A 20,983-nucleotide genomic window follows, 5' to 3' on the forward strand; every position below is an offset into this window, starting at 1 on the left:
ACCTGGGGACGGCGCTGGGGAGAAGTCGCCTCGTCCTGTGCATGGAGTGTGCAGAACTTTCTTTTCTCCACAGACAGGCCCCGTCTGTCCACCGCTCCACCCACAGGCCCGGTGGACAAAATTTGGGCCCTGACCTGGGAAAACGGAGTTATCCACGGTTTCCACAGGCCCTACTACTACTCCCAACTAGAGAGAGCCCGGAATCCGTTTCGAAGTGGGTCCTGTGCACAACTCGCTGCTCGGCGCCCGGCTGCCCCTCATCACGACTTGACCGCGACAGGCACCTGATGTCAGTGCGGTGCGTCAGACTGGTCCCCGGTGTCCTTCCCCTCGCCGAGGGCAACGACACCGAGTCAGACGACGAAGGCGAAGCAGGGCGAGAAGCGCCGGCAACAGCAGGAGGCGGCTTACGGTGAAGATCCGGGTGGAACGCGACGTACTCGCGGAGGCAGTGGCCTGGGCGGCTCGCAGCCTCCCGGCCCGTCCACCGGCGCCGGTCCTCGCCGGCCTGCTCCTGAAGGCCGAGGACGGCCAGCTGAGCCTGTCCAGCTTCGACTACGAGGTCTCGGCGCGGGTCAGCCTGGAGACCGAGGTCGAGGAGGAGGGCACGGTCCTCGTCTCCGGCCGCCTGCTCGCCGACATCTGCCGCGCCCTCCCCAACCGGCCGGTGGAGATTTCCACAGACGGTGTACGGGCGACAGTGGTCTGCGGCTCCTCGCGGTTCACGCTCCACACCCTGCCGGTGGAGGAGTACCCGGCCCTGCCGCAGATGCCGAACGCGACGGGCACGGTCCCCGGCGAGGTCTTCGCCTCCGCGGTCTCCCAGGTGGCCATCGCGGCCGGCCGTGACGACACGCTGCCCGTGCTGACCGGTGTGCGCATCGAGATCGAGGGCGACACGGTCACCCTGGCCTCCACCGACCGCTACCGCTTCGCGGTCCGCGAGTTCCTGTGGAAGCCGGAGAACCCGGACGCCTCCGCGGTCGCCCTGGTGCCCGCGAAGACGCTCCTGGACACCGCCAAGGCCCTCACGAGCGGCGACAGCGTGACGCTGGCGCTGTCCGGCTCGGGTGCCGGCGAGGGCCTGATCGGTTTCGAGGGTGCCGGGCGCCGTACGACGACCCGCCTCCTCGAGGGCGACCTGCCGAAGTACCGGACGCTGTTCCCGACGGAGTTCAACTCCATCGCCGTGATCGAGACCGCCCCCTTCGTGGAGGCCGTCAAGCGCGTGGCCCTGGTCGCCGAGCGCAACACCCCGGTGCGGCTCAGCTTCGAGAAGGGCGTACTCATCCTCGAAGCGGGTTCGAGCGACGACGCACAGGCTGTGGAGAGGGTCGACGCCCAGCTCGACGGCGACGACATCTCGATCGCGTTCAACCCCACCTTCCTGCTCGACGGCCTGAGCGCCATCGACTCCCCGGTGGCCCAGCTGTCCTTCACGACGTCCACCAAGCCCGCGCTGCTCAGCGGCCGGCCGGCGATGGACGCCGAGGCGGACGACGCGTACAAGTACCTGATCATGCCGGTGCGCCTCAGCGGCTGACCCGGCTCGACGGCCGGCCGCGGAACCGTGGCCGGCCGCACCCTTCAGTGGCCCTGAGCGGGGCATACGAATGAGCGCGTATGCCCACAGGTGTGCGTAAGGGTCCGGGTTTAGGCTCGGACACGGGTACGAATGTGCCCCCACGTCACACCGCGACCTAAGGAACCAACTGATGGAGCTCGGTCTCGTCGGCCTCGGCAAGATGGGCGGCAACATGCGCGAGCGGATCCGCCGCGCAGGCCACACCGTCGTCGGATACGACCGCAACCCGGACCTCGCCGATGTCCACAGCCTCGAGGAGCTTGTGGGCAAGCTCAGCGGTCCGCGCGTGGTCTGGGTCATGGTCCCGGCCGGGGCGCCGACGCAGTCCACGATCGACGAGCTGGCCGAGCTGCTGGAGCCCGGTGACGTGGTGGTCGACGGCGGCAACTCCCGCTGGACGGACGACGAGAAGCACGCCGCGGAACTCGCCGCCAAGGGCATCGGGTTCGTCGACTGCGGTGTCTCCGGCGGCGTCTGGGGCCTGGAGAACGGCTACGCGCTGATGTACGGCGGCGACGCGGAGAACGTCGCGAAGGTGCTCCCGGTCTTCGACGCCCTCAAGCCGGAGGGCGACTTCGGCGCCGTGCACGCCGGCAAGGTCGGCGCGGGCCACTTCGCGAAGATGGTCCACAACGGCATCGAGTACGCGATGATGCAGGCGTACGCCGAGGGCTGGGAGCTGCTGGAGAAGGTCGACTCCGTGACGGACGTCCGGGAGGTCTTCCGCTCCTGGCAGGAGGGCACCGTCATCCGCTCCTGGCTGCTCGACCTCGCGGTGAACGCCCTCGACGAGGACGAGCACCTCGACAGGCTCCGGGGCTTCGCGCAGGACTCCGGCGAGGGCCGCTGGACGGTGGAGGCCGCGATAGACAACGCGGTGCCGCTGCCCGCGATCACCGCGTCGCTGTTCGCCCGGTTCGCCTCGCGGCAGGAGGACTCGCCGCAGATGAAGATGATCGCCGCGCTGCGCAACCAGTTCGGTGGCCACGCCGTAGAGAAGAAGTAGTCCACAGGGTCGCCCCGCGATCCACAGCCGCTGAGGGAGGTCGGCGAACGACCATGCACGTCACGCATCTTTCGCTGGCCGACTTCCGTTCGTACGCCCGGGTCGAGGTACCGCTCGACCCGGGCGTCACCGCCTTCGTCGGCCCCAACGGGCAGGGCAAGACCAACCTCGTCGAGGCGATCGGCTATCTCGCCACCCTCGGCAGCCACCGGGTCGCCTCCGACGCGCCGCTGGTGCGCATGGGCGCCGACCGCGCGATCGTCCGGGCCCAGGTCCGGCAGGGCGAGCGGCAGCAGCTGGTCGAGCTGGAGCTGAACCCCGGCAAGGCCAACCGCGCCCGGATCAACCGGTCCTCGCAGGTCAGGCCCCGGGACGTGCTGGGGATCGTACGGACCGTGCTGTTCGCGCCCGAGGACCTCGCCCTGATCAAGGGCGACCCCGGGGAGCGGCGCCGGTTCCTCGACGAGCTGATCACCGCGCGCTCCCCGCGGATGGCGGGCGTCCGCTCCGACTACGAGCGGGTGCTCAAGCAGCGCAACACCCTGCTCAAGACGGCGGCGCTGGCCCGGCGGCACGGCGGGCGCTCCATGGACCTGTCCACGCTGGACGTGTGGGACCAGCATCTCGCGCACGCGGGTGCCGAACTGCTCGCCCAGCGCCTCGACCTGATCGCCGCGCTGCAGCCGCTGGCCGACAAGGCGTACGAGCAGCTGGCCCCCGGCGGCGGCCCGGTCGGGCTGGAGTACAAGCCCTCGGCGTCCGGTGAGGCACAGACCCGCGCCGACCTCTACGAGCAGTTGATGGCCGCGCTCGCGGAGGCCCGCAAGCAGGAGATCGAGCGGGGCGTCACGCTGGTCGGCCCGCACCGCGACGACCTGGTGCTCAAGCTCGGCGAGCTGCCGGCCAAGGGGTACGCCTCCCACGGCGAGTCCTGGTCGTACGCGCTGGCGCTGCGGCTGGCGTCGTACGACCTGCTGCGCGCCGAGGGCAACGAGCCGGTGCTGATCCTCGACGACGTCTTCGCCGAACTGGACGCGCGGCGCCGCGAGCGGCTGGCCGAGCTGGTCGCGCCCGGCGAACAGGTCCTGGTGACCGCGGCCGTCGACGACGACGTACCGCATGTGCTCGTGGGGACCCGGTACCGGGTGTCGGACGGGGCGGTGGAGCGGGCATGAGCGGCGACATCTCACCCGAGGGCCCACGCGAGCGGTCCGGCGCCCCCCAGCCCGCCGAGCCCTCCGGTGTCGATCTGGCGCGGGTGGCGCTGCGGGCGGCCAAGGAGGCGGCCCGTGCGCGCGGCGACGCGGCCCAGCAGCGCAAGCAGGCCCGGCGCGGCGGTGGGCTGCGCTCCGGCGCGCGTGCCGACGGGCGTGACCCGATGGCGCTGGGCGCCGCGATCAACCGGCTGCTGACCGAGCGCGGCTGGGAGGCCCCGGCGGCGGTCGGCGGGGTGATGGGCCGCTGGCCGCAGATCGTCGGCGAGGACGTCGCCAAGCACTGCGAGCCGGAGCGGTACGACGAGGACGAGCGGGTGCTGATCGTGCGCTGCGACTCCACGGCCTGGGCGACCAACCTGCGGCTGCTCGTGCCGACCCTGGTCGCGCGGCTCAACGAGGACCTGGGGCACGGCACCGTACGGCTGATCAAGGTGAACGGTCCGGGCGGCCCCGCCCGCCGTTACGGCCCGCTGCGGGCCCCCGGCAGCACGGGTCCCGGCGACACCTATGGGTGACCTCCGTCACATCTGACGCGGGCGGACCTCTCCCACCTGGCGCTCCGGCCGCGCCCGGGACCCCCTGCGCGTTGCTTGTGCACAGGCTGTGGACGAGCCGGCGATCGCTCCCCGAGGGGTTCCGCGGGCCCGGTCGGACACCTCCCGGCGGCGCCCCGAGCCCGCATCGAGGCCCGGTGGAGGATCCCTCGGCGGCCCCCGGGCCGCCGCGAGGGGATGCGGGCGCGGCGTCCGAACCACCCCCGAGCCTTACGGCATGGCCTCTGACCTGCGCATACGTGCTCGCTGGACATCTCCTGCCCGGCGCCGGGGACCGGCCTCGGCCGCCCCGCGAACGACCCCCGCGCCCCTTCCGTCCGTGCTCGAACATGTGTGCAGCGAGTGTTGTGACGCCCGAGTAGCCAAGGGTTGACACCTCGAAGCGCTGAGTGCCTCCGTGAGCCTCTTGGAGCCCCCTTCCGTATATCGGGAGTCGGGAGAGGCCGGTTGAGGGCGGCACATGGGGACTCAGGTACCGGCAAACCCCCATCACTGTCAGTGCTACCGGTAGACTGGAACACAATCCCGCCCCAACCGTGGGGACCGTCCGGGAAAAGCTGAGCAACGCTGACAAGGCTTACCAACGCAACATGCCGCAGCCGCTCCGGCAACCCTCCCCGGAGGGGGCACCCCCAGGAGCCCGGCTCGTGCTGTGCCAGAAAGGGCGCTTCGTGGCCGATTCCGGCAACCCCAACGAGAACATCCCGTCCACCGACGCCGGCGAGTCCGGCGCGGTGACCTCGTCGAGCAGCGAGGTCACCGCCTCGTACGACGCCAGCGCCATCACCGTCCTCGAGGGTCTGGACGCGGTCCGCAAGCGACCCGGTATGTACATCGGTTCGACCGGCGAGCGCGGCCTGCACCACCTGGTGCAGGAGGTTGTGGACAACTCCGTCGACGAGGCGCTGGCGGGCCACGCGGACACCATCGACGTGACGATCCTGGCCGACGGCGGTGTGCGCGTCGTCGACAACGGCCGTGGCATCCCGGTGGGCATCGTCCCGTCCGAGGGCAAGCCGGCGGTCGAGGTCGTGCTGACCGTGCTGCACGCGGGCGGCAAGTTCGGCGGCGGCGGCTACGCGGTCTCCGGCGGCCTGCACGGCGTGGGCGTGTCCGTGGTGAACGCCCTGTCGTCGAAGGTCGCCGTGGAGGTGCGCACCGACGGCCACCGCTGGACGCAGGACTACAAGATGGGCGTCCCGACCGCTCCCCTGGCGCAGCACGAGGAGACCGCCGAGACCGGCACCTCGGTCACCTTCTGGGCCGACGGCGACATCTTCGAGACCACGGAGTACTCCTTCGAGACGCTCTCGCGGCGCTTCCAGGAGATGGCGTTCCTCAACAAGGGCCTGACGATCAAGCTCACCGACGAGCGGGAGCAGGCCAAGGCCACCAGCGGCGCCGACGAGGCCGGAGCCGACGAGAAGGCCGAGGTCAAGAGCGTCACGTACCACTACGAGGGCGGCATCGTCGACTACGTGAAGTACCTCAACTCCCGCAAGGGAGAGGTGGTGCATCCGACGATCATCGACCTGGAGGCCGAGGACAAGGACAAGAGCCTGTCCCTCGAGGTCGCCATGCAGTGGAACAGCGGCTACAGCGAGGGCGTGTACTCGTTCGCCAACATCATCCACACCCACGAGGGCGGCACGCACGAAGAGGGCTTCCGCGCGGCGCTCACCAGCCTGATCAACAAGTACGCGCGCGACAAGAAGCTGCTGCGCGAGAAGGACGACAACCTCACGGGTGACGACATCCGCGAGGGTCTGACGGCGATCATCTCGGTGAAGCTGAGCGAGCCGCAGTTCGAGGGCCAGACGAAGACCAAGCTGGGCAACACGGAGGCCAAGACCTTCGTCCAGAAGGCGGTCTACGAGCACCTCAACGACTGGCTGGACCGCAACCCGAACGAGGCGGCGGACATCATCCGCAAGGGCATCCAGGCGGCCACCGCGCGCGTGGCGGCCCGCAAGGCCCGCGACCTCACCCGCCGCAAGGGCCTGCTGGAGTCGGCGTCCCTGCCGGGCAAGCTCTCCGACTGCCAGTCCAACGACCCCACCAAGTGCGAGATCTTCATCGTCGAGGGTGACTCCGCCGGCGGCTCGGCCAAGTCCGGCCGCAACCCGCAGTACCAGGCGATCCTCCCGATCCGCGGCAAGATCCTGAACGTCGAGAAGGCGCGGATCGACAAGATCCTGCAGAACCAGGAGATCCAGGCGCTGATCTCCGCGTTCGGCACCGGCGTGCACGAGGACTTCGACATCTCGCGGCTCCGCTATCACAAGATCATCCTGATGGCGGACGCCGACGTCGACGGCCAGCACATCTCCACCCTGCTGCTGACCTTCCTGTTCCGCTTCATGCGGCCGCTGGTCGAGGCCGGGCACGTGTACCTCTCCCGTCCCCCGCTCTACAAGATCAAGTGGGGCCGGGACGACACCGAGTACGCCTACTCGGACCGCGAGCGGGACGCCCTGATCGAGATGGGCCGGCAGCGCGGCAAGCGCGTCCGCGAGGACTCCATCCAGCGCTTCAAGGGCCTCGGCGAGATGAACGCCGAGGAGCTGCGCGTGACCACCATGGACCAGGAGCACCGCGTCCTCGGCCAGGTCACCCTCGACGACGCCGCCCAGGCCGACGACCTGTTCTCGGTGCTCATGGGCGAGGACGTCGAGGCCCGCCGCGCGTTCATCCAGCGCAACGCCAAGGACGTCCGCTTCCTCGACATCTGAGTCGGTCTCAGCTGACCGCACAGGGAAGGATCTTCACCAGCAATGGCCGACGAGAACACTCCCGTCACCCCTGAAGAGGGCGGCGAAGTCGCGATGCGTGTCGAGCCCGTCGGGCTCGAGACGGAGATGCAGCGCTCCTATCTGGACTACGCGATGTCCGTCATCGTGTCCCGCGCGCTGCCCGACGTCCGCGACGGACTCAAGCCCGTCCACCGCCGCGTCCTGTACGCCATGTACGACGGCGGCTACCGCCCCGAGCGCGGCTTCTACAAGTGCGCCCGCGTCGTCGGCGACGTCATGGGCAACTACCACCCGCACGGCGACTCCTCGATCTACGACGCGCTGGTCCGCCTCGCGCAGCCGTGGTCGATGCGGATGCCGCTGGTGGACTCCAACGGCAACTTCGGCTCGCCGGGCAACGACCCGGCCGCCGCCATGCGCTACACCGAGTGCAAGATGGCGCCGCTGTCGATGGAGATGGTCCGCGACATCGACGAGGAGACCGTCGACTTCACGGACAACTACGACGGCCGCTCCCAGGAGCCGACCGTCCTGCCGGCCCGGTTCCCGAACCTGCTGATCAACGGCTCGGCCGGCATCGCGGTCGGCATGGCCACCAACATCCCGCCGCACAACCTGCGCGAGGTCGCGGCGGGCGCCCAGTGGTACCTGGAGAACCCCGAGGCCTCCCACGAGGAGCTGCTGGACGCGCTCATGGAGCGCATCAAGGGCCCCGACTTCCCGACCGGCGCCCTCGTCGTCGGCCGCAAGGGCATCGAGGAGGCCTACCGCACGGGCCGCGGCTCGATCACCATGCGCGCGGTCGTCGAGGTCGAGGAGATCCAGAACCGCCAGTGCCTGGTGGTGACGGAACTGCCGTACCAGACCAACCCCGACAACCTCGCGCAGAAGATCGCCGACCTGGTGAAGGACGGCAAGGTCGGCGGCATCGCGGACGTCCGCGACGAGACGTCGTCGCGCACCGGCCAGCGCCTGGTGATCGTGCTCAAGCGTGACGCGGTCGCCAAGGTCGTGCTGAACAACCTGTACAAGCACACGGATCTCCAGACCAACTTCGGCGCCAACATGCTGGCGCTGGTCGACGGCGTTCCGCGCACGCTCTCCCTGGACGCGTTCATCCGGCACTGGGTGACGCACCAGATCGAGGTCATCGTGCGCCGGACCCGCTTCCGGCTGCGCAAGGCCGAGGAGCGCGCGCACATCCTGCGCGGCCTGCTGAAGGCGCTGGACGCCATCGACGAGGTCATCGCGCTGATCCGGGCCAGCGACACGGTCGAGATCGCGCGCACGGGCCTGATGCAGCTCCTGGAGATCGACGAGATCCAGGCCAACGCCATCCTGGAGATGCAGCTGCGCCGGCTGGCCGCCCTGGAGCGCCAGAAGATCATCCAGGAGCACGACGAGCTCCAGGCGAAGATCAACGAGTACAACGCGATCCTGGCCTCGCCGGTGCGCCAGCGCGGCATCGTCAGCGCCGAGCTCGCCGCGATCGTCGAGAAGTTCGGCGACGACCGCAAGACCATGCTGGTGCCCTACGACGGCGACATGTCCATCGAGGACCTCATCGCCGAGGAGGACATCGTGGTCACCGTCTCGCGCGGCGGCTACGTGAAGCGGACCAAGACCGTCGACTACCGGGCGCAGAAGCGCGGCGGCAAGGGCGTGCGCGGGACGAAGCTCAAGGAAGACGACATCGTCGACCACTTCTTCGTCTCCACCACGCACCACTGGCTGCTGTTCTTCACCAACAAGGGCCGGGTGTACCGGGCCAAGGCGTACGAACTGCCGGACGCCGGGCGGGACGCGCGCGGTCAGCACGTGGCCAACCTGCTGGCCTTCCAGCCGGACGAGGCCATCGCGGAGATCCTCGCGATCCGCGACTACGAGGCGGCGCCCTACCTGGTGCTGGCCACCAAGGCCGGCCTGGTGAAGAAGACGCCTCTGAAGGATTACGATTCGCCGCGTTCCGGCGGTGTCATCGCCATCAACCTGCGGGAGCAGGAGGACGGTTCCGACGACGAGCTGATCGGTGCCGAACTCGTGTCCGCGGACGACGATCTCCTGCTGATCAGCAGGAAGGCGCAGTCGATCCGGTTCACGGCCTCGGACGACACGCTGCGGCCCATGGGCCGGGCCACCTCGGGCGTGAAGGGCATGAGTTTCCGTGGTGGTGACGAACTCCTGTCGATGAATGTTGTCCGGCCCGGTACGTTCGTGTTCACTGCCACCGACGGCGGGTACGCGAAGCGGACCGCCGTCGACGAGTACCGCGTCCAGGGTCGCGGCGGCCTCGGCATCAAGGCCGCCAAGATCGTGGAGGACCGGGGTTCCCTCGTCGGCGCGCTGATTGTCGAGGAGACGGACGAGATCCTCGCCATCACGCTCGGCGGTGGCGTGATTCGTACGCGAGTCAACGAGGTCAGGGAGACGGGCCGTGACACCATGGGCGTCCAACTGATCAACCTGGGCAAGCGCGATGCCGTCGTAGGCATCGCACGTAACGCCGAGGCGGGGCGTGAGGCCACGGAGGTCGACGGCGACGACGCCGTGGACGAGGGCGTCGAGGGCACCATGCCCATCGGCACGGACGAGGGTGAGGCGCCCTCGGCCGAGTAGCACGAGGAGTGAGTCACGTGAGCGGAGCCACGGGCGCTGGATCGTCCGGTACCACGACGGGTACGGAGACGGACGGCGGCGGCCGTGGCTCCGCCGCGAGCGCGCGCGAGCAGGACACGCACACGACCAACCTCCAGGCGATCAAGCCTGGTCAGCCGGCGCCCGGCGGCCCGGGGTCGCAGGGCGGCCCGGGGACGGACGGGCGCGGCGCGCAGCAGCAGTACCCGGCGGGTCCGCCCCCGGGCACCACGCAGGCCGCCCAGCAGCAGGCGGCCGCCGCGCAGTCGGCGTCCCCGCTGCCGGGCGAGCGCCGGGCGCAGCAGGCCTCGGGGCCCTATCACCCGCCGCAGGCCTACCCGGCCCAGCAGGCCGCCGCCACGGGCGCCGTACGGCGCCCCCGCACGGGAGCGCGCACCGTGCCGCGCACCCGCAAGGCGCGGCTGCGGGTGGCGAAGGCCGACCCGTGGTCGGTGATGAAGGTCAGCTTCCTGCTCTCCATCGCGCTCGGCATCTGCACGATCGTGGCGGCGGCGGTGCTGTGGATGGTCATGGACGCGATGGGTGTGTTCTCCACGGTCGGCGGCACCATCTCGGAGGCCACCGGCTCCACGGACTCCAACGGCTTCGACCTCCAGACCTTCCTGTCGCTGCCGCACGTGCTGATGTTCACGGCGATCATCGCGGTCATCGACGTCGTCCTCGCGACGGCGCTCGCGACCCTCGGCGCGTTCATCTACAACCTGTCGGCGGGCTTCGTCGGCGGTGTGGAGCTGACGCTCGCCGAGGACGAGTGACCCCTCCGGGGGCCGTGGCGACTATCGATTTTGGGACTGCGCACGTCGTGCGCTAATCTTCAGGAGTCAGCGCGCGGGACACACACCGCAGAGCGCGGCGGGGCTATAGCTCAGTTGGTTAGAGCGCATCCCTGATAAGGATGAGGCCACAGGTTCAAATCCTGTTAGCCCCACCAGCACGAAGACCCCCGGTCCACTTGCGCCGGGGGTCTTCGGCGTTTCCGGGCGGCGGCCGGCGGTGGCGCGGGGCGAAGGGGCGAGCGGGGAGGCCCGGCGAAACAGCGGGCGGGGGAAAAGAAAGCGCCCGATCGCTGGCGACGGGGGATGCACCAGCGATCGGGCTTCCTCAACAGTAACAAGGGCGTCCGGGGTGTGGGGGCCGAGTGTTCGATGGTGGCGATCAGTTGTGATCGGGATCACGCAAGCGCTGTCAGAAGTCAGTCGTCACAAGGGGGTTCGTACGACAGGCGCGGCAGGTACTCGTGCCATTTCTGCGGTGTCAGGACGCCACGGGTGACCGTGCAGATGTGGGCGGCGGCCCGGTCGGCGTCCAGGTTCCACAGCCGTACGGTGTCCGAGCCGCTGGAGACGCCCAGCATCCGGCTGTTGGGGCTGAACGACAGGAAGTTCCCCGTACGGGCGTTGGGGCTCATGGACTGGCCGATGGCGTCCGCGGCCGAGGCGGACGTGACGTTCCACAGCCGTACGGTGTCGTCGTTGCCGCCGCTGGCCAGGGTGCGGCCGTCCTTGCTGAACGTCAGCGAGACGACCGCCTCGGTGTGGCCGGAGAGGGTGTCCTGCCGGGTCGCCGCCGCCGGGTCGGCGACGTTCCACAGCCGTACCGTGCCGTCGTCGCTGCCGCTGGCGAGGGTCTCGCCGTCGGGGCTGTACGCGAGCGCGTTGACGGGCCCCTTGTGGCCCCTGAGCGGGACGCCGACGGCGCTCGCGGCACCCGGGTCGGACACGTTCCACAGCCGTACGGTGTTGTCGGCGCTGCCGCTGGCCAGGGTCCGGCCGTCCGGACTGAACGCCAGGGCGTAGACGTAGCCGGTGTGGCCCGTCAGCGGGGCACCCGCGCGGCGCAGGTGCGCCGGGTCGGAGGCGTCCCACAGCTGGACGGTGTGGTCGTCGTACGCGGTGGCGAGGGTGCGGCCGTCGGGGCTGTAGGCGAGCGCGTCGGGGCCCGCGTACCGGTTGTGCAGCTCCACGGGGGAGGCGTCGGGCACCGGGTGCGTGGGGTCGGAGACGTCCCACAACTGGACCTCGTGGCTGCCGGTGAGCACCGCCAGGGTGCGCCCGTCCGGTGAGAAGACCAGCGAGCGCTCGTCGCCCGACCCGGGCATGAACGGGCCGCCCAGGGCCCGGGGACGGTCCGGGTCGCGGACGTTCCACAGCCGTACCCGGCCGTCGGTCGCGGCCGTGGCGAGCACCTCGCCGTCCGGGCGGAACACACCGATCCGGCCGGTCATGTCGGACGCCGGCACCGACCACAGGCGGACCTTGTTGTCGCCGCTGCCGGTGGCCAGGGTGTGCCCGTCGGGGCTGAAGCCCACGGCGTACATCTCGCCGCTCGCGCCCGCGAGGGGCTCGCCCACCTCCGAGGGGTACGCCGGGTTGCCGACGTTCCACAGGCTCGCCGTGCTGTCCGCGCTGCCCGCCGCGAGCATGGTCCCGTCCGGGCTGAACGCCACCGACCAGACGGGCCCGGTGTGGCCGGTGAGCGGGCCGCCGAGCGGGCCGGCGTGGTGCGGGTCGGAGACGTTCCACAGCCGGATGGTGTCGTCCGCGCCGCCGCTGGCGAGGGTGCGGTCGTCCGGGCTGAAGGTCACGGAGTGCACCGTGTTGGTGTGCCCGGTCAGCGGCTCGCCCACCGGCTTCGGGCGCGCGGGCCGGGTCATGTCCCACAGCCGGATCGTCATGTCGTCGCCGCCCGCGGCCAGCGTGCGGCCGTCGTGGCTGAAGGCCAGGGAGCGCACCGCCGCGTGGAAGCCGGTCAGCGAGCCCAGCGGGCGCGGCCGGCCGGTCCCGCCCACGTTCCACAGGCGTACGACGTGGTCCTCGGTGGCCGCGGCGAGGGTGCGGCCGTCCGGGCTGTAGGCGATCAGGTAGATCGTCCCGGCCCGGCCCTTCAGCGGGGCGCCGAGGGAACGCGGGTGGGCCGGGTCACGGATGTCCCAGAGCCGGACCGTGCCGTCGTCCCCGGCGCTCGCGAGGGTGTGGCCGTCGGGGCTGAAGACCGCGCTGCTCACCCAGCTGGCGTTCGCGGCGAGCGGCTTGCCGAGGGGCTTCGGCCTGGTGGGGTCGGCGACGTTCCACAGGCGGACCGTGCGGTCGTAGCTCGCGGTCGCGAGGATCTTGCCGTCCGGGCTGAAGGTGGTGAGGTAGACGGCGCCGGTATGCCCGGTCAGCGGGGTGGCCAGCGCGGCGTTGACGATGGAGACCAGGCGGTTGTTGGTGCCCTCGTCGTCCGGCCGCAGCCGGTGCGCCACCAGGTCGAGCTGGGCGGAGAGCGACGGGTCGGTGTACTGGACCCGGTCGGCCTCCGCGATGACCTGCTGGAACACGGCCTCGTCCCGCTGGCGGAAGGCGACCACGGCGACGCTCGCGGCCAGGACGGCGAGCACCACCAGCGCGGACACCGCGGCCCGGCTCAGCCACACCGTGCGTCGCCGCAGCCGCACCGAAGCGGCCAGGAACTCGGCCGCGCTGCGGGTCAGGAAGGTGTCCCCGGCCGACCGCGCCCAGGCGTGCGCCTGCTCCAGACGCGAGCCGCGGTAGAGCAGCGAGGCATCGCGCTGCGAGCCCTCCCAGGACCGGCTGTCCTCCTCCAGGCGCTGGCGCAGCAGGTGGTCCTTGCGGTCCTCGTCGATCCAGTCGCGCAGCCTCGGCCAGGCGTGCAGCAGCGCCTCGTGGGTGATCTCCACGGTCTCCGCGTCGAGCGTCACCAGCCGGGCCCGGACCAGCGCCTCGAGGGACTCCTCGGTCTTGCCCGGGTCGCTCGACTCCTCCGCGAGCCGGCGCCGGGTGCCGCGACGGCGGGTGGCCTGGGTGTCCTCGCCGAGCCGCACCAGGCGCAGCAGGAGCAGCCGGGCCGCCGTGCGGGCGGCGGGGTCGAGCCCCGACCAGGCCCGTTCGGCGGACGCGGCGACCGCGCCCTGGATGCCGCCGGCCGCGCGGTAGCCGGCCAGGGTCAGCCGGCCCGCCTTGCGCCGCTGCCAGGTGGCGAGCATCGCGTGCGAGAGCAGCGGCAGGACGCCCGCGTCGTGCGCGCCGCGCGGGCCGTCGGCGCTCACCTCACGGACGATCAGCTCCGCGAGCCCCGGCTCCATCTCCAGGCCCACCGCCCTGGCCGGACCGGTCACCGCCTCCCGCAGTCCGGCGCCGGTCAGCGGGCCGAGCACCATGTGCCGGTGCTGGAGCGCGTCCGCGAGTTCGGGGTGGTCGAGGCACTCGTCGTAGAAGTCGGCACGGACGCCGAGGACGACCAGGGCGGGGGCTTCGGGGGCCTGCCCGGCGCGGGTGGCGGCGGTGGCCTGCCCCGCGGGGGCGGCGGTCGGCTCGGGCGGTGTCGCGGCGGCGTGCAGGACGCGGATGAAGGTGCGCCGGGCGGCCGCGTCCGGGCAGAGGGTGAAGGTCTCCTCGAACTGGTCCACGATGAGCACCGGCCGCGTCTCGGACGCCGTCCCGGCCCCCGACCAGGCGGCGACCGCCGCCCGCACCCGCGCGGCGAACTCCGCGCCGCCCGGGTCCCCGCCCCCCGAGACGACGGGGGCGAGCTCGGGTATGCGGTGGGTCAGCTCGGTGAGCGGGTCGGCCCCGGGGACCAGCGGGACGACCTCCGTCCTGGGGACGCCGCGCGCGGCCCCGCGCTCAAGGCCGTCGGCCTCCAGCGCCCCGTTCTGGAGGGCGGGCACCAGACCCGCGTTCAGCAGGGAGGACTTGCCCGCGCCCGAGGCGCCGACCAGCATCACCACGCCGCCGGACGGCTCGGCCGTGCGCAGCTGCGCCACCAGGGCCTCGGTGCTGCGCTCGCGCCCGAAGAACCAGCGGGCGTCCTGCTCGCGGTAGGAGGCCAGGCCCCGGTAGGGGCAGACGCCGGGCACGGACCGGGCCTCGGCCGGGGACTGTTCGGCGTCCTCCTCGGGGGAAGCCTCGGCGGAGCTCCCGGCGGCGGTCCTCGGGCGGTCGGCGGCGACCGGGTCGGCCACGGCGCGCTCCCACAGCTGCTGCCAGTGCGCCATGTCGTACAGGCCGGTGGAGACCGGCGCGGGCTGCGCCCGGCGGGCCTCGGGGATCAGGATCTGCAGCACCGCCGCGAGCACCGTGAACTGGGCGGGCACGTTGCGGGCCCGCCGCCAGTCGCTGATCCGCTGGGCGGAGACCCGTACCGGGCGCCCCCGCTCGTCGATCCGGTGAAGCCGTACGACCGCTTCGGAGACGCGTTTGAGCGGCGGGTTGCCTGCTTCCCGGTACAGCAGCGCGAGTCGTTCCGCGAAGGCGGTGCGTGCCCCAGAGTCGGCACTCAAAGCCGTGACCCCTTACTTCCGCCGTGCGGGACATCCGGACCGGAAAAGTCACTTTATACGGCTGACCTGCGGCGAAGGGGTGAACAGGACGCCGGGGGCCTCCTCCGCGGGAGCCTCAACTGGCAGGATCACGACGCAATCGAGGTTCACCCGGGCCGACGCCCGGACAGGCCACCAGCTCACGCCACGCGGACCGTCCACGCCGTCATACGTTCTCGGCCAACTTCCGCCCGGGATGCGGACGGCGGTGCCGGTCCCGCCGCACGAGCCGTGCTCCGTCCGTGCCGCCACGCCGATTCGGCACGGGTCGAGACGCCGCCCCCGCCGTTCGGCACCGGTCCCCACGAGGGGAGGGACCGGTGCCGGACGGTTCTTCTCGTTGTGGGTCTTCTCAGCCGATGCCTCTTGTCGTTGCACGGGCCCCGCTCTAGCCTGCCAGCACACAATCTGACGACCCATCAGATCTGGTGAGTCTCGGAGTCTCAGTCTCAGCGGGAAGTCGAGGGCGGCCGTGACGAGTACCACGAGCAGCGCAAGGGAGATCCCGAAGGTCATCAGCGTGGACGATCACGTGATCGAGCCCGCGCACCTCTTCGCGACATGGCTCCCGGCCAAGTACCGGGACCGCGGGCCGAAGCCGTTCACCGCGGGCATCGGCGAACTCGCCTACGTAGGCGGAAAGTACCGGTTCACCACCGATCCGGAGGGCCAGCTCACCGACTGGTGGGAGTACGAGGGCGAGCTGTTCCCGTACAAGCGCATCATCGCCGCCGTCGGCTTCTCCCGGGACGAGATGACGCTCGACGGCATCACCCGCGAACAGATGCGGCCCGGCTGCTGGGACCCCGCCGAGCGGCTCAAGGACATGGACCTCAACCATGTCGAGGCGTCCCTGTGCTTCCCGACCTTCCCCCGGTTCTGCGGCCAGACCTTCGCGGAGGCCAAGGACAAGGAGGTCGGCCTGGCGTGCGTGCGCGCCTACAACGACTGGATGGTCGAGGAGTGGTGCGGGAACAGCGGCGGCCGGCTGATCCCGCTCTGCCTGATCCCGCTCTGGGACGTCGACCTGGCCGTCGCGGAGATCCGGCGCAACGCGGCCCGCGGGGTGCGGGCGGTGACGTTCAGCGAGATCCCGACCTATCTGGGGCTGCCGTCGATCCACACCGGCTACTGGGACCCGTTCTTCGCGGCCTGCGAGGAGACCGGCACGGTGGTCAACATGCACATCGGGTCCTCGTCGCAGATGCCCGCCGCCTCCCCCGACGCGCCGCCCGCGGTCCAGGCGTCGCTGAGCTTCAACAACGCGATGGCCTCGATGATGGACTTCCTCTTCTCGGGGGTCCTGGTGCGCTTCCCGCGCCTGAAGCTCGCCTACAGCGAGGGCCAGATGGGCTGGATCCCCTACGCCCTGGAGCGTGCGGACGACGTCTGGGAGGAGCACCGGGCCTGGGGCGGGGTGAAGGACCTCATCCCCGACCCGCCGTCCACCTACTACTACCGGCAGATCTTCTGCTGCTTCTTCCGGGACCGGCACGGCATCGAGGCCATCGACACGGTGGGCGTGGACAACGCGACCTTCGAGACCGACTACCCCCATGTCGACTCGACCTGGCCCGAGACCAAGCGGGTGGCGGAGGAGCATGTGGCGGGACTGTCCGACGAGGTGACGTACAAGCTGCTGCGGGGCAATGCGATCCGGATGCTGGGGCTGTCGTTCACCTGAGGGGTACCCGGTCGGCGGTGGTCTCGCCCTCCGGTCCGGTGCACTCCGCATGTTTCACGTGAAACATGCGGTGTGCGCGAGGAGAGGTCACTCCGGCGTGACAACCGCCCCGGCATCCGCCGAGGCGAGCACCGCGGTGTCCTCCGCCCCGGCATCCGCCGTATGGCGCCAGGCCAGGCCGGTCAGTGCGTGGGCCCGTGCCTCGACCACCGCCATGCGGGTCTCGCGTTCCCCGGGATCGACATGGGCGGCCTGCCCGGTCACCTGGCCCTCCCACTTCCGGTAGAGCAGCCCCGGCTCGGCCGTGAACCAGCCACGGCTCACCGAGTCCAGCGCCAGCAGCAGACCGGTGTCCTCCGAGGCGGGTAACGCCATCCAGCCGCCGAGGGCGAGCAGCAGCTCCCGGCGGACGAAGAGGGTGGCCGGGTGCACCTGGGCCAGACAGTCATTGGCCTTCCAGTGCGCGAGCACGGCCCCGCGCTCCAGGGGCCCTTGCTCGGGATCCCCGGGGAACCCGGCCGTGGTGCCGTCGGGGAGCAGGTCCAGGGCCCTGCTGGTGGCCCAGCCGAGGGTGGGGTCCGCCTCCAGTGCCGCCAGGTCGCGGGCGAGGGCTCCCGGGGTCAGCAGGTCGTCCGCGTCGAGGATCTTCACGTACGGGCCCTCGGCCTGGGCCAGGGCGATCGTGCGGGCGACCCCCGGACCGCCGGGACGGCCCTGGCGGAACGTGACGCGCTCGTCGGCGGGGACGTAGGGCCGTATGCCGTCCGTCCGGCCGTCCTCCTGGACGACCCAGTGCCACTCCCAGCCGTCGGGCAGCCGCTGCGCGCGGAGGGAGGCGTACGCCTCCGGCAGGAAGCCCGCCGAGGGGGCGTGGACGGCGGTGATGACGGTGATGCGCCGGGGCACGGCGGCACTCACCACCTTTCCGGTGGGGGTCCGACCAGACTATGACGGACCGCCAACTGCCGGTGTGAGGGGGGTCGTTGGCGCGATGCCGAACGGACCGGCCGTTTCCGGGCATGGCGAAGGCCCGGCGGCTCGGGGAGTCGCTGGGCCTTTGGTACGCGGCAGAGCTGTACGCAAGTTCGCCGTGGGTGAAGCAGTGGTGAGAGTGAAGGGTGAAAGTAAAGGGGCTGATGGCGGAGCCGCCGGGAAGCAGCCGGCAGTCGGCTGGGAAGCGGCCCGAGGAGAAGCAAGGAGGAGCAAAGGGGAGCAAGGAGGAGCAGGAGAAGCCGCCGGTGCGACGAGCTGGGGAAGCAGCGGGAGAAGCAGCCGGGGCGAGAGCCTGAGGAGCAGCCGGGGCGACAGCCTGGGAAGCAGCTGGAGCGACAGCCGGTGCGACAGCTGGAGGAGCAGCTGAAGATCAGGCCCGGGGGTGAGCGCCTGTCAGCGCTGGAGCCGGCCCGCGAGTTCCGCCGGGGCGAAGATCTCGTCCAGCGTGTCGGCCAGGCCCGGGAAGCGGTTCAGTCGATCACCGTCGAGCGAGTGGTGGCGGCAGCTGGGGGACGAGCCGTGGGCCTCGGCGTGGATGCGCTGCTTCATCGTGGGGGGCAGGGACCGGGGGTGGCAGCGGGGCCAGTGGGGTGTCGCCGTCTCGGGGACGATCGAGGCCGCGCTGCTGTTGCGGACGGTCCCGGTCTGCGCTACCGCGGTTCCCGCGGTCGTGGTGATCAGGCCGAGCGCCGAGAACAGCGCGAGGAATGCGGTGACGACGGTGGTCCACAGCTTCATGACCTTGTTCTGGGCCATGGCCCCTCACTTTCGGGTTGGGCGATTTGCGTACTTTCCTCATGATGTGTATGGCGGCGACGAAGTGGTGGACCTCCGGCCGTGGCGCGTCGATGTTCCGATGAACACCACCCGGATGGCCGCAAGGGCCCAGAAAAGCCGGGAAAGCCAGGGAAAAGGTGTGAAAGGTGACGTTCCGTGGAGGTGTGATCACCCTCCGATCGGAGCGCCGGAGTCCGCTCCTACGGCGGTGAGCCGGGCGGCAGTTGGACCCGGAAGCAGGTCACCGATCGATATCGGTCGGTGTGTATAGTCGGGCGCCAGAGGTCCCCTACGTCAAGGAAAGACGAGGTCGCGCGGTGAAGAAGCTTCTCCTGGTCGCACTGGCCGCCATCGGCGGGCTCCTCGTGTACCGCCAGATCCAGGCGGATCGCGCCGAGCAGGATCTGTGGACGGAGGCGACTGACTCCGTGCCCACGGGTTCGTGAGTACCGACATCCGACTCTGAAGACCCCGGCCGCCTCAGCGGTCGGGGTTTCGCATATCGCGACGACGGACGACAGGCCCTAGGGGTGGCGTGTGACGGTGCGACGGGGTAAAGCGGCGCGACGGGGCAGGGCGGGACGGCGGGCGGACGGGCGCGGTGGAGCCCGCAGGGTCGCGTCCGGATGCGGCGCACTCCTGGGCGCGCTCCTGTGCGCCGCGGCCTCGGTGCCCGCCGCGGCGGCCACGGACGTCTCCTATGCCTACGACCCCCAGGACCGCACCGTCACCGGGGCGGACGGCACCACGGACGCCCCGGCGCTGAGCTTCGGGACCTCGTACCGCAGCTCGCTGGCCAGGGGCACCACCGTGTACTACGGCGTCGATCTGGACGCGAGGAGCACCGCGTACGTCTCCGTCACCGCCGTACCCCCGGCCGGCGGGTCCGTCTCCGCGACCGACGGCGTGAAGGTCTCCTTGCAGGACGGGGGCGGCCGCTCCTGCTCGCTGTCCACCGAGGGCTTCGGCCCCGGCCGCAGTCCGCACCCCGTCACCGCGCTCGTGGCGCGCGAGACCTCCCCCGGCCGCACGCTGTGCCGGGACGCCGGCCGCTACTACGTCGTCGTCGAGCGCCGCGACGCGGTCAGCTCCTCCTCCGGCGACTGGGGGCTGGAGATCACACCGGTCTCCGAGGCCCCGCTCCAGGGCGGCGCGCTGGCCGGTTCGCCCGAGCCCTGGGACTCCGCGTCGCCCGAACCGCTCGCCGGCGCCGCCCGGGTCCGCCGCGGCGGGGCGGGGTTCGCGTCCGCGGCACCGCTCGGGCAGGGCGTCTGGCGGGACGACATCGCCCCCGGTCAGACCCTCTTCTACAAAGTGCCGGTCGACTGGGGCAGGCAGTTGTCCGCCACCGCGGAGCTGGGCGGTTCCGGTACCGGGCACGGTTATGTGGGTGGCGCCCTGGAGATCACCCTGTGCAACCCCGCGCGCGGCCCCGTGACCGACACGGCGCTCTCCTACGACGGCTCCCCGAAGTCGGCCGCGCTCGACCCGCTGCCCCCCGTCCGCTACGCCAACCGCAACGGCGTCCTCGACCAGGTCGGCGAGGTGCGGTTCGCGGGGTCGTACTACCTCGTGGTGCACCTCAGCGCGCAGATGGCCGCGACCTACGGCGACGGGCCGTTCTCCGTGACCCTGCGGGTGCGCATCGACGGCACGGTGCAGCCCGGCCCGGCGTACGCGGGGGAGTCGGTGCCGAAGGGCCTGTTCGCCGTCTCCGCCGCCGAGCGGCGGGCGGCGGACACGGGGGTGTCCGCGGACGGCACCACGGCGATGAGAGCGCTCGCGTACGGCGGCATCGGCGGCGGTACGGCGCTGCTGCTGGGCCTCGCGCTGTGGACGCTCGCGCTGCGGCGCGGGACACCGGCCTGAGCCCCGGGCACCGGGTTCAGATGCGGGCCAGCGCCCAGAAGCCGACGGCGTAGCAGGCGAGGGCGAGGAGCAGGACCGGGACGACCACCTTGGCCGGGGGCCCGGGGCGGCGGCGCGCCCGGCGCCGGGCGGCCCGCCCCTCCGGTGGCTCGGAGGGGGCCGCCGGGATCCGTGGAGCGACCGGCGCGACGGCGGTGTACGCGGCGGTGGGGCCGTCCGCCCGCCCGGCCGCAGCGGGCTGCCAGGGGGTGCCGGGGTGCGGGAGGTGTGGGGGCTGCGGGAGGGGCGTCCGACCCTCCTGGCTCAGGACCTGGGTGGTCGCGGTGGGCTGTGGGGGCGGCAGGGGGAAGCCGCCGTCCGTGTCCGACGGGGCGGAGGCGGCCGAGGGGGCGGCGGCGCCGGTGGGGGGACGCGCGGGGGGCGGCGGAACGGGCGGCGCGGCGGTCGGGGCCGCGGGCTCCCCGGTGGCGGACGGAGCGGCTGTGGGCGGACCGGGTTCGAGTGGACGGGCTTCGAGCGGACCGGCTTCGAGCGGACGGGCTTCAGGCGGCGGGCCGGGCCGGCCGGGTC

General features: G+C 71.5%; 13 protein-coding genes, 1 tRNA gene and 1 pseudogene. 11 read left to right on the top strand and 4 right to left on the bottom strand.

The genetic code is table 11. The annotated features are described in order from the left end of the window. Positions 1–412: 412 nt before the first annotated feature. The 8 genes from dnaN (at position 413) to WN71_RS03690 (ending at position 10,701) form a co-directional block, all read left to right on the top strand. The gene (dnaN, locus tag WN71_RS03655; protein ID WP_046583672.1) at positions 413–1,543 is read left to right on the top strand and encodes a DNA polymerase III subunit beta; all 1,131 of its coding nucleotides are present in this window, start codon (positions 413–415) and stop codon (positions 1,541–1,543) included. Positions 1,544–1,715: 172 nt separating this feature from the next. After that, complete coding sequence (gene gnd / locus WN71_RS03660) at positions 1,716–2,591, top strand: phosphogluconate dehydrogenase (NAD(+)-dependent, decarboxylating) (protein ID WP_046583671.1); 876 nt, start codon at positions 1,716–1,718, stop codon at positions 2,589–2,591. A gap of 53 nt (positions 2,592–2,644) precedes the next feature. Further along, positions 2,645–3,766, top strand: coding sequence for a DNA replication/repair protein RecF (gene recF / locus WN71_RS03665; protein WP_046583670.1), 1,122 nt, complete (start codon positions 2,645–2,647; stop codon positions 3,764–3,766). Further along, positions 3,763–4,323: a DciA family protein gene (locus WN71_RS03670; protein WP_046583669.1), complete on the top strand. Its 561-nt coding sequence runs from the start codon at positions 3,763–3,765 to the stop codon at positions 4,321–4,323. The genes recF and WN71_RS03670 overlap by 4 nt, the downstream gene beginning before the upstream one ends. A gap of 710 nt (positions 4,324–5,033) precedes the next feature. After that, on the top strand, positions 5,034–7,094 hold the full coding sequence (gene gyrB, locus WN71_RS03675; RefSeq protein ID WP_206300008.1) for a DNA topoisomerase (ATP-hydrolyzing) subunit B: 2,061 nt from the start codon (positions 5,034–5,036) through the stop codon (positions 7,092–7,094). Positions 7,095–7,136: 42 nt separating this feature from the next. Further along, a complete protein-coding gene (gyrA, locus tag WN71_RS03680; protein WP_046583667.1) occupies positions 7,137–9,731 on the top strand; it encodes a DNA gyrase subunit A in 2,595 nt (864 codons plus the stop codon). A gap of 17 nt (positions 9,732–9,748) precedes the next feature. Next, positions 9,749–10,525: a DUF3566 domain-containing protein gene (locus WN71_RS03685; RefSeq protein ID WP_046583666.1), complete on the top strand. Its 777-nt coding sequence runs from the start codon at positions 9,749–9,751 to the stop codon at positions 10,523–10,525. A 99-nt stretch (positions 10,526–10,624) separates the two neighbouring features. Further along, a tRNA-Ile gene (locus WN71_RS03690) sits at positions 10,625–10,701 on the top strand. Positions 10,702–10,962: 261 nt separating this feature from the next. On the opposite strand, the gene WN71_RS03695 is transcribed toward WN71_RS03690, so the two are convergent. Next, positions 10,963–15,051 (bottom strand): nSTAND1 domain-containing NTPase, encoded by a 4,089-nt coding sequence (locus tag WN71_RS03695; protein ID WP_046583665.1) that lies wholly within the window; start codon positions 15,049–15,051, stop codon positions 10,963–10,965. A gap of 511 nt (positions 15,052–15,562) precedes the next feature. Between WN71_RS03695 and WN71_RS03700 the strand changes: the two genes are divergently transcribed. Beyond that, the gene (locus WN71_RS03700; protein WP_046583664.1) at positions 15,563–16,774 is read left to right on the top strand and encodes an amidohydrolase family protein; all 1,212 of its coding nucleotides are present in this window, start codon (positions 15,563–15,565) and stop codon (positions 16,772–16,774) included. A gap of 87 nt (positions 16,775–16,861) precedes the next feature. On the opposite strand, the gene WN71_RS03705 is transcribed toward WN71_RS03700, so the two are convergent. Both WN71_RS03705 and WN71_RS03710 read right to left on the bottom strand, forming a co-directional pair. Beyond that, positions 16,862–17,680: a glycosyltransferase family 2 protein gene (locus WN71_RS03705; RefSeq protein WP_079177625.1), complete on the bottom strand. Its 819-nt coding sequence runs from the start codon at positions 17,678–17,680 to the stop codon at positions 16,862–16,864. A gap of 480 nt (positions 17,681–18,160) precedes the next feature. Further along, positions 18,161–18,523 (bottom strand): DUF6344 domain-containing protein, encoded by a 363-nt coding sequence (locus WN71_RS03710; protein ID WP_206300005.1) that lies wholly within the window; start codon positions 18,521–18,523, stop codon positions 18,161–18,163. Positions 18,524–18,861: 338 nt separating this feature from the next. Between WN71_RS03710 and WN71_RS42510 the strand changes: the two genes are divergently transcribed. After that, a complete protein-coding gene (locus WN71_RS42510; RefSeq protein ID WP_003999697.1) occupies positions 18,862–18,990 on the top strand; it encodes a DLW-39 family protein in 129 nt (42 codons plus the stop codon). 223 nt (positions 18,991–19,213) lie between these two features. After that, positions 19,214–20,413: a hypothetical protein gene (locus WN71_RS03715; RefSeq protein ID WP_240529547.1), complete on the top strand. Its 1,200-nt coding sequence runs from the start codon at positions 19,214–19,216 to the stop codon at positions 20,411–20,413. 16 nt (positions 20,414–20,429) lie between these two features. Here WN71_RS03715 and WN71_RS42515 read toward each other — a convergent pair. Next, positions 20,430–20,983: pseudogene (locus WN71_RS42515) on the bottom strand (serine/threonine protein kinase); the annotation flags it as partial.

The sequence above is a fragment of the Streptomyces mangrovisoli genome, from assembly GCF_000974985.2.
Classification (GTDB): Bacteria; Actinomycetota; Actinomycetes; order Streptomycetales; family Streptomycetaceae; genus Streptomyces; species Streptomyces mangrovisoli.

Coding starts and splice junctions, on each gene's coding strand:
- gnd (WP_046583671.1), top strand. CDS start 1,716: ATGGAGCTCGGTCTCGTCGGCCTCGGCAAGATGGGCGGCAACATGCGC.
- recF (WP_046583670.1), top strand. CDS start 2,645: ATGCACGTCACGCATCTTTCGCTGGCCGACTTCCGTTCGTACGCCCGG.
- WN71_RS03670 (WP_046583669.1), top strand. CDS start 3,763: ATGAGCGGCGACATCTCACCCGAGGGCCCACGCGAGCGGTCCGGCGCC.
- gyrA (WP_046583667.1), top strand. CDS start 7,137: ATGGCCGACGAGAACACTCCCGTCACCCCTGAAGAGGGCGGCGAAGTC.
- WN71_RS03710 (WP_206300005.1), bottom strand. CDS start 18,523: ATGGCCCAGAACAAGGTCATGAAGCTGTGGACCACCGTCGTCACCGCA.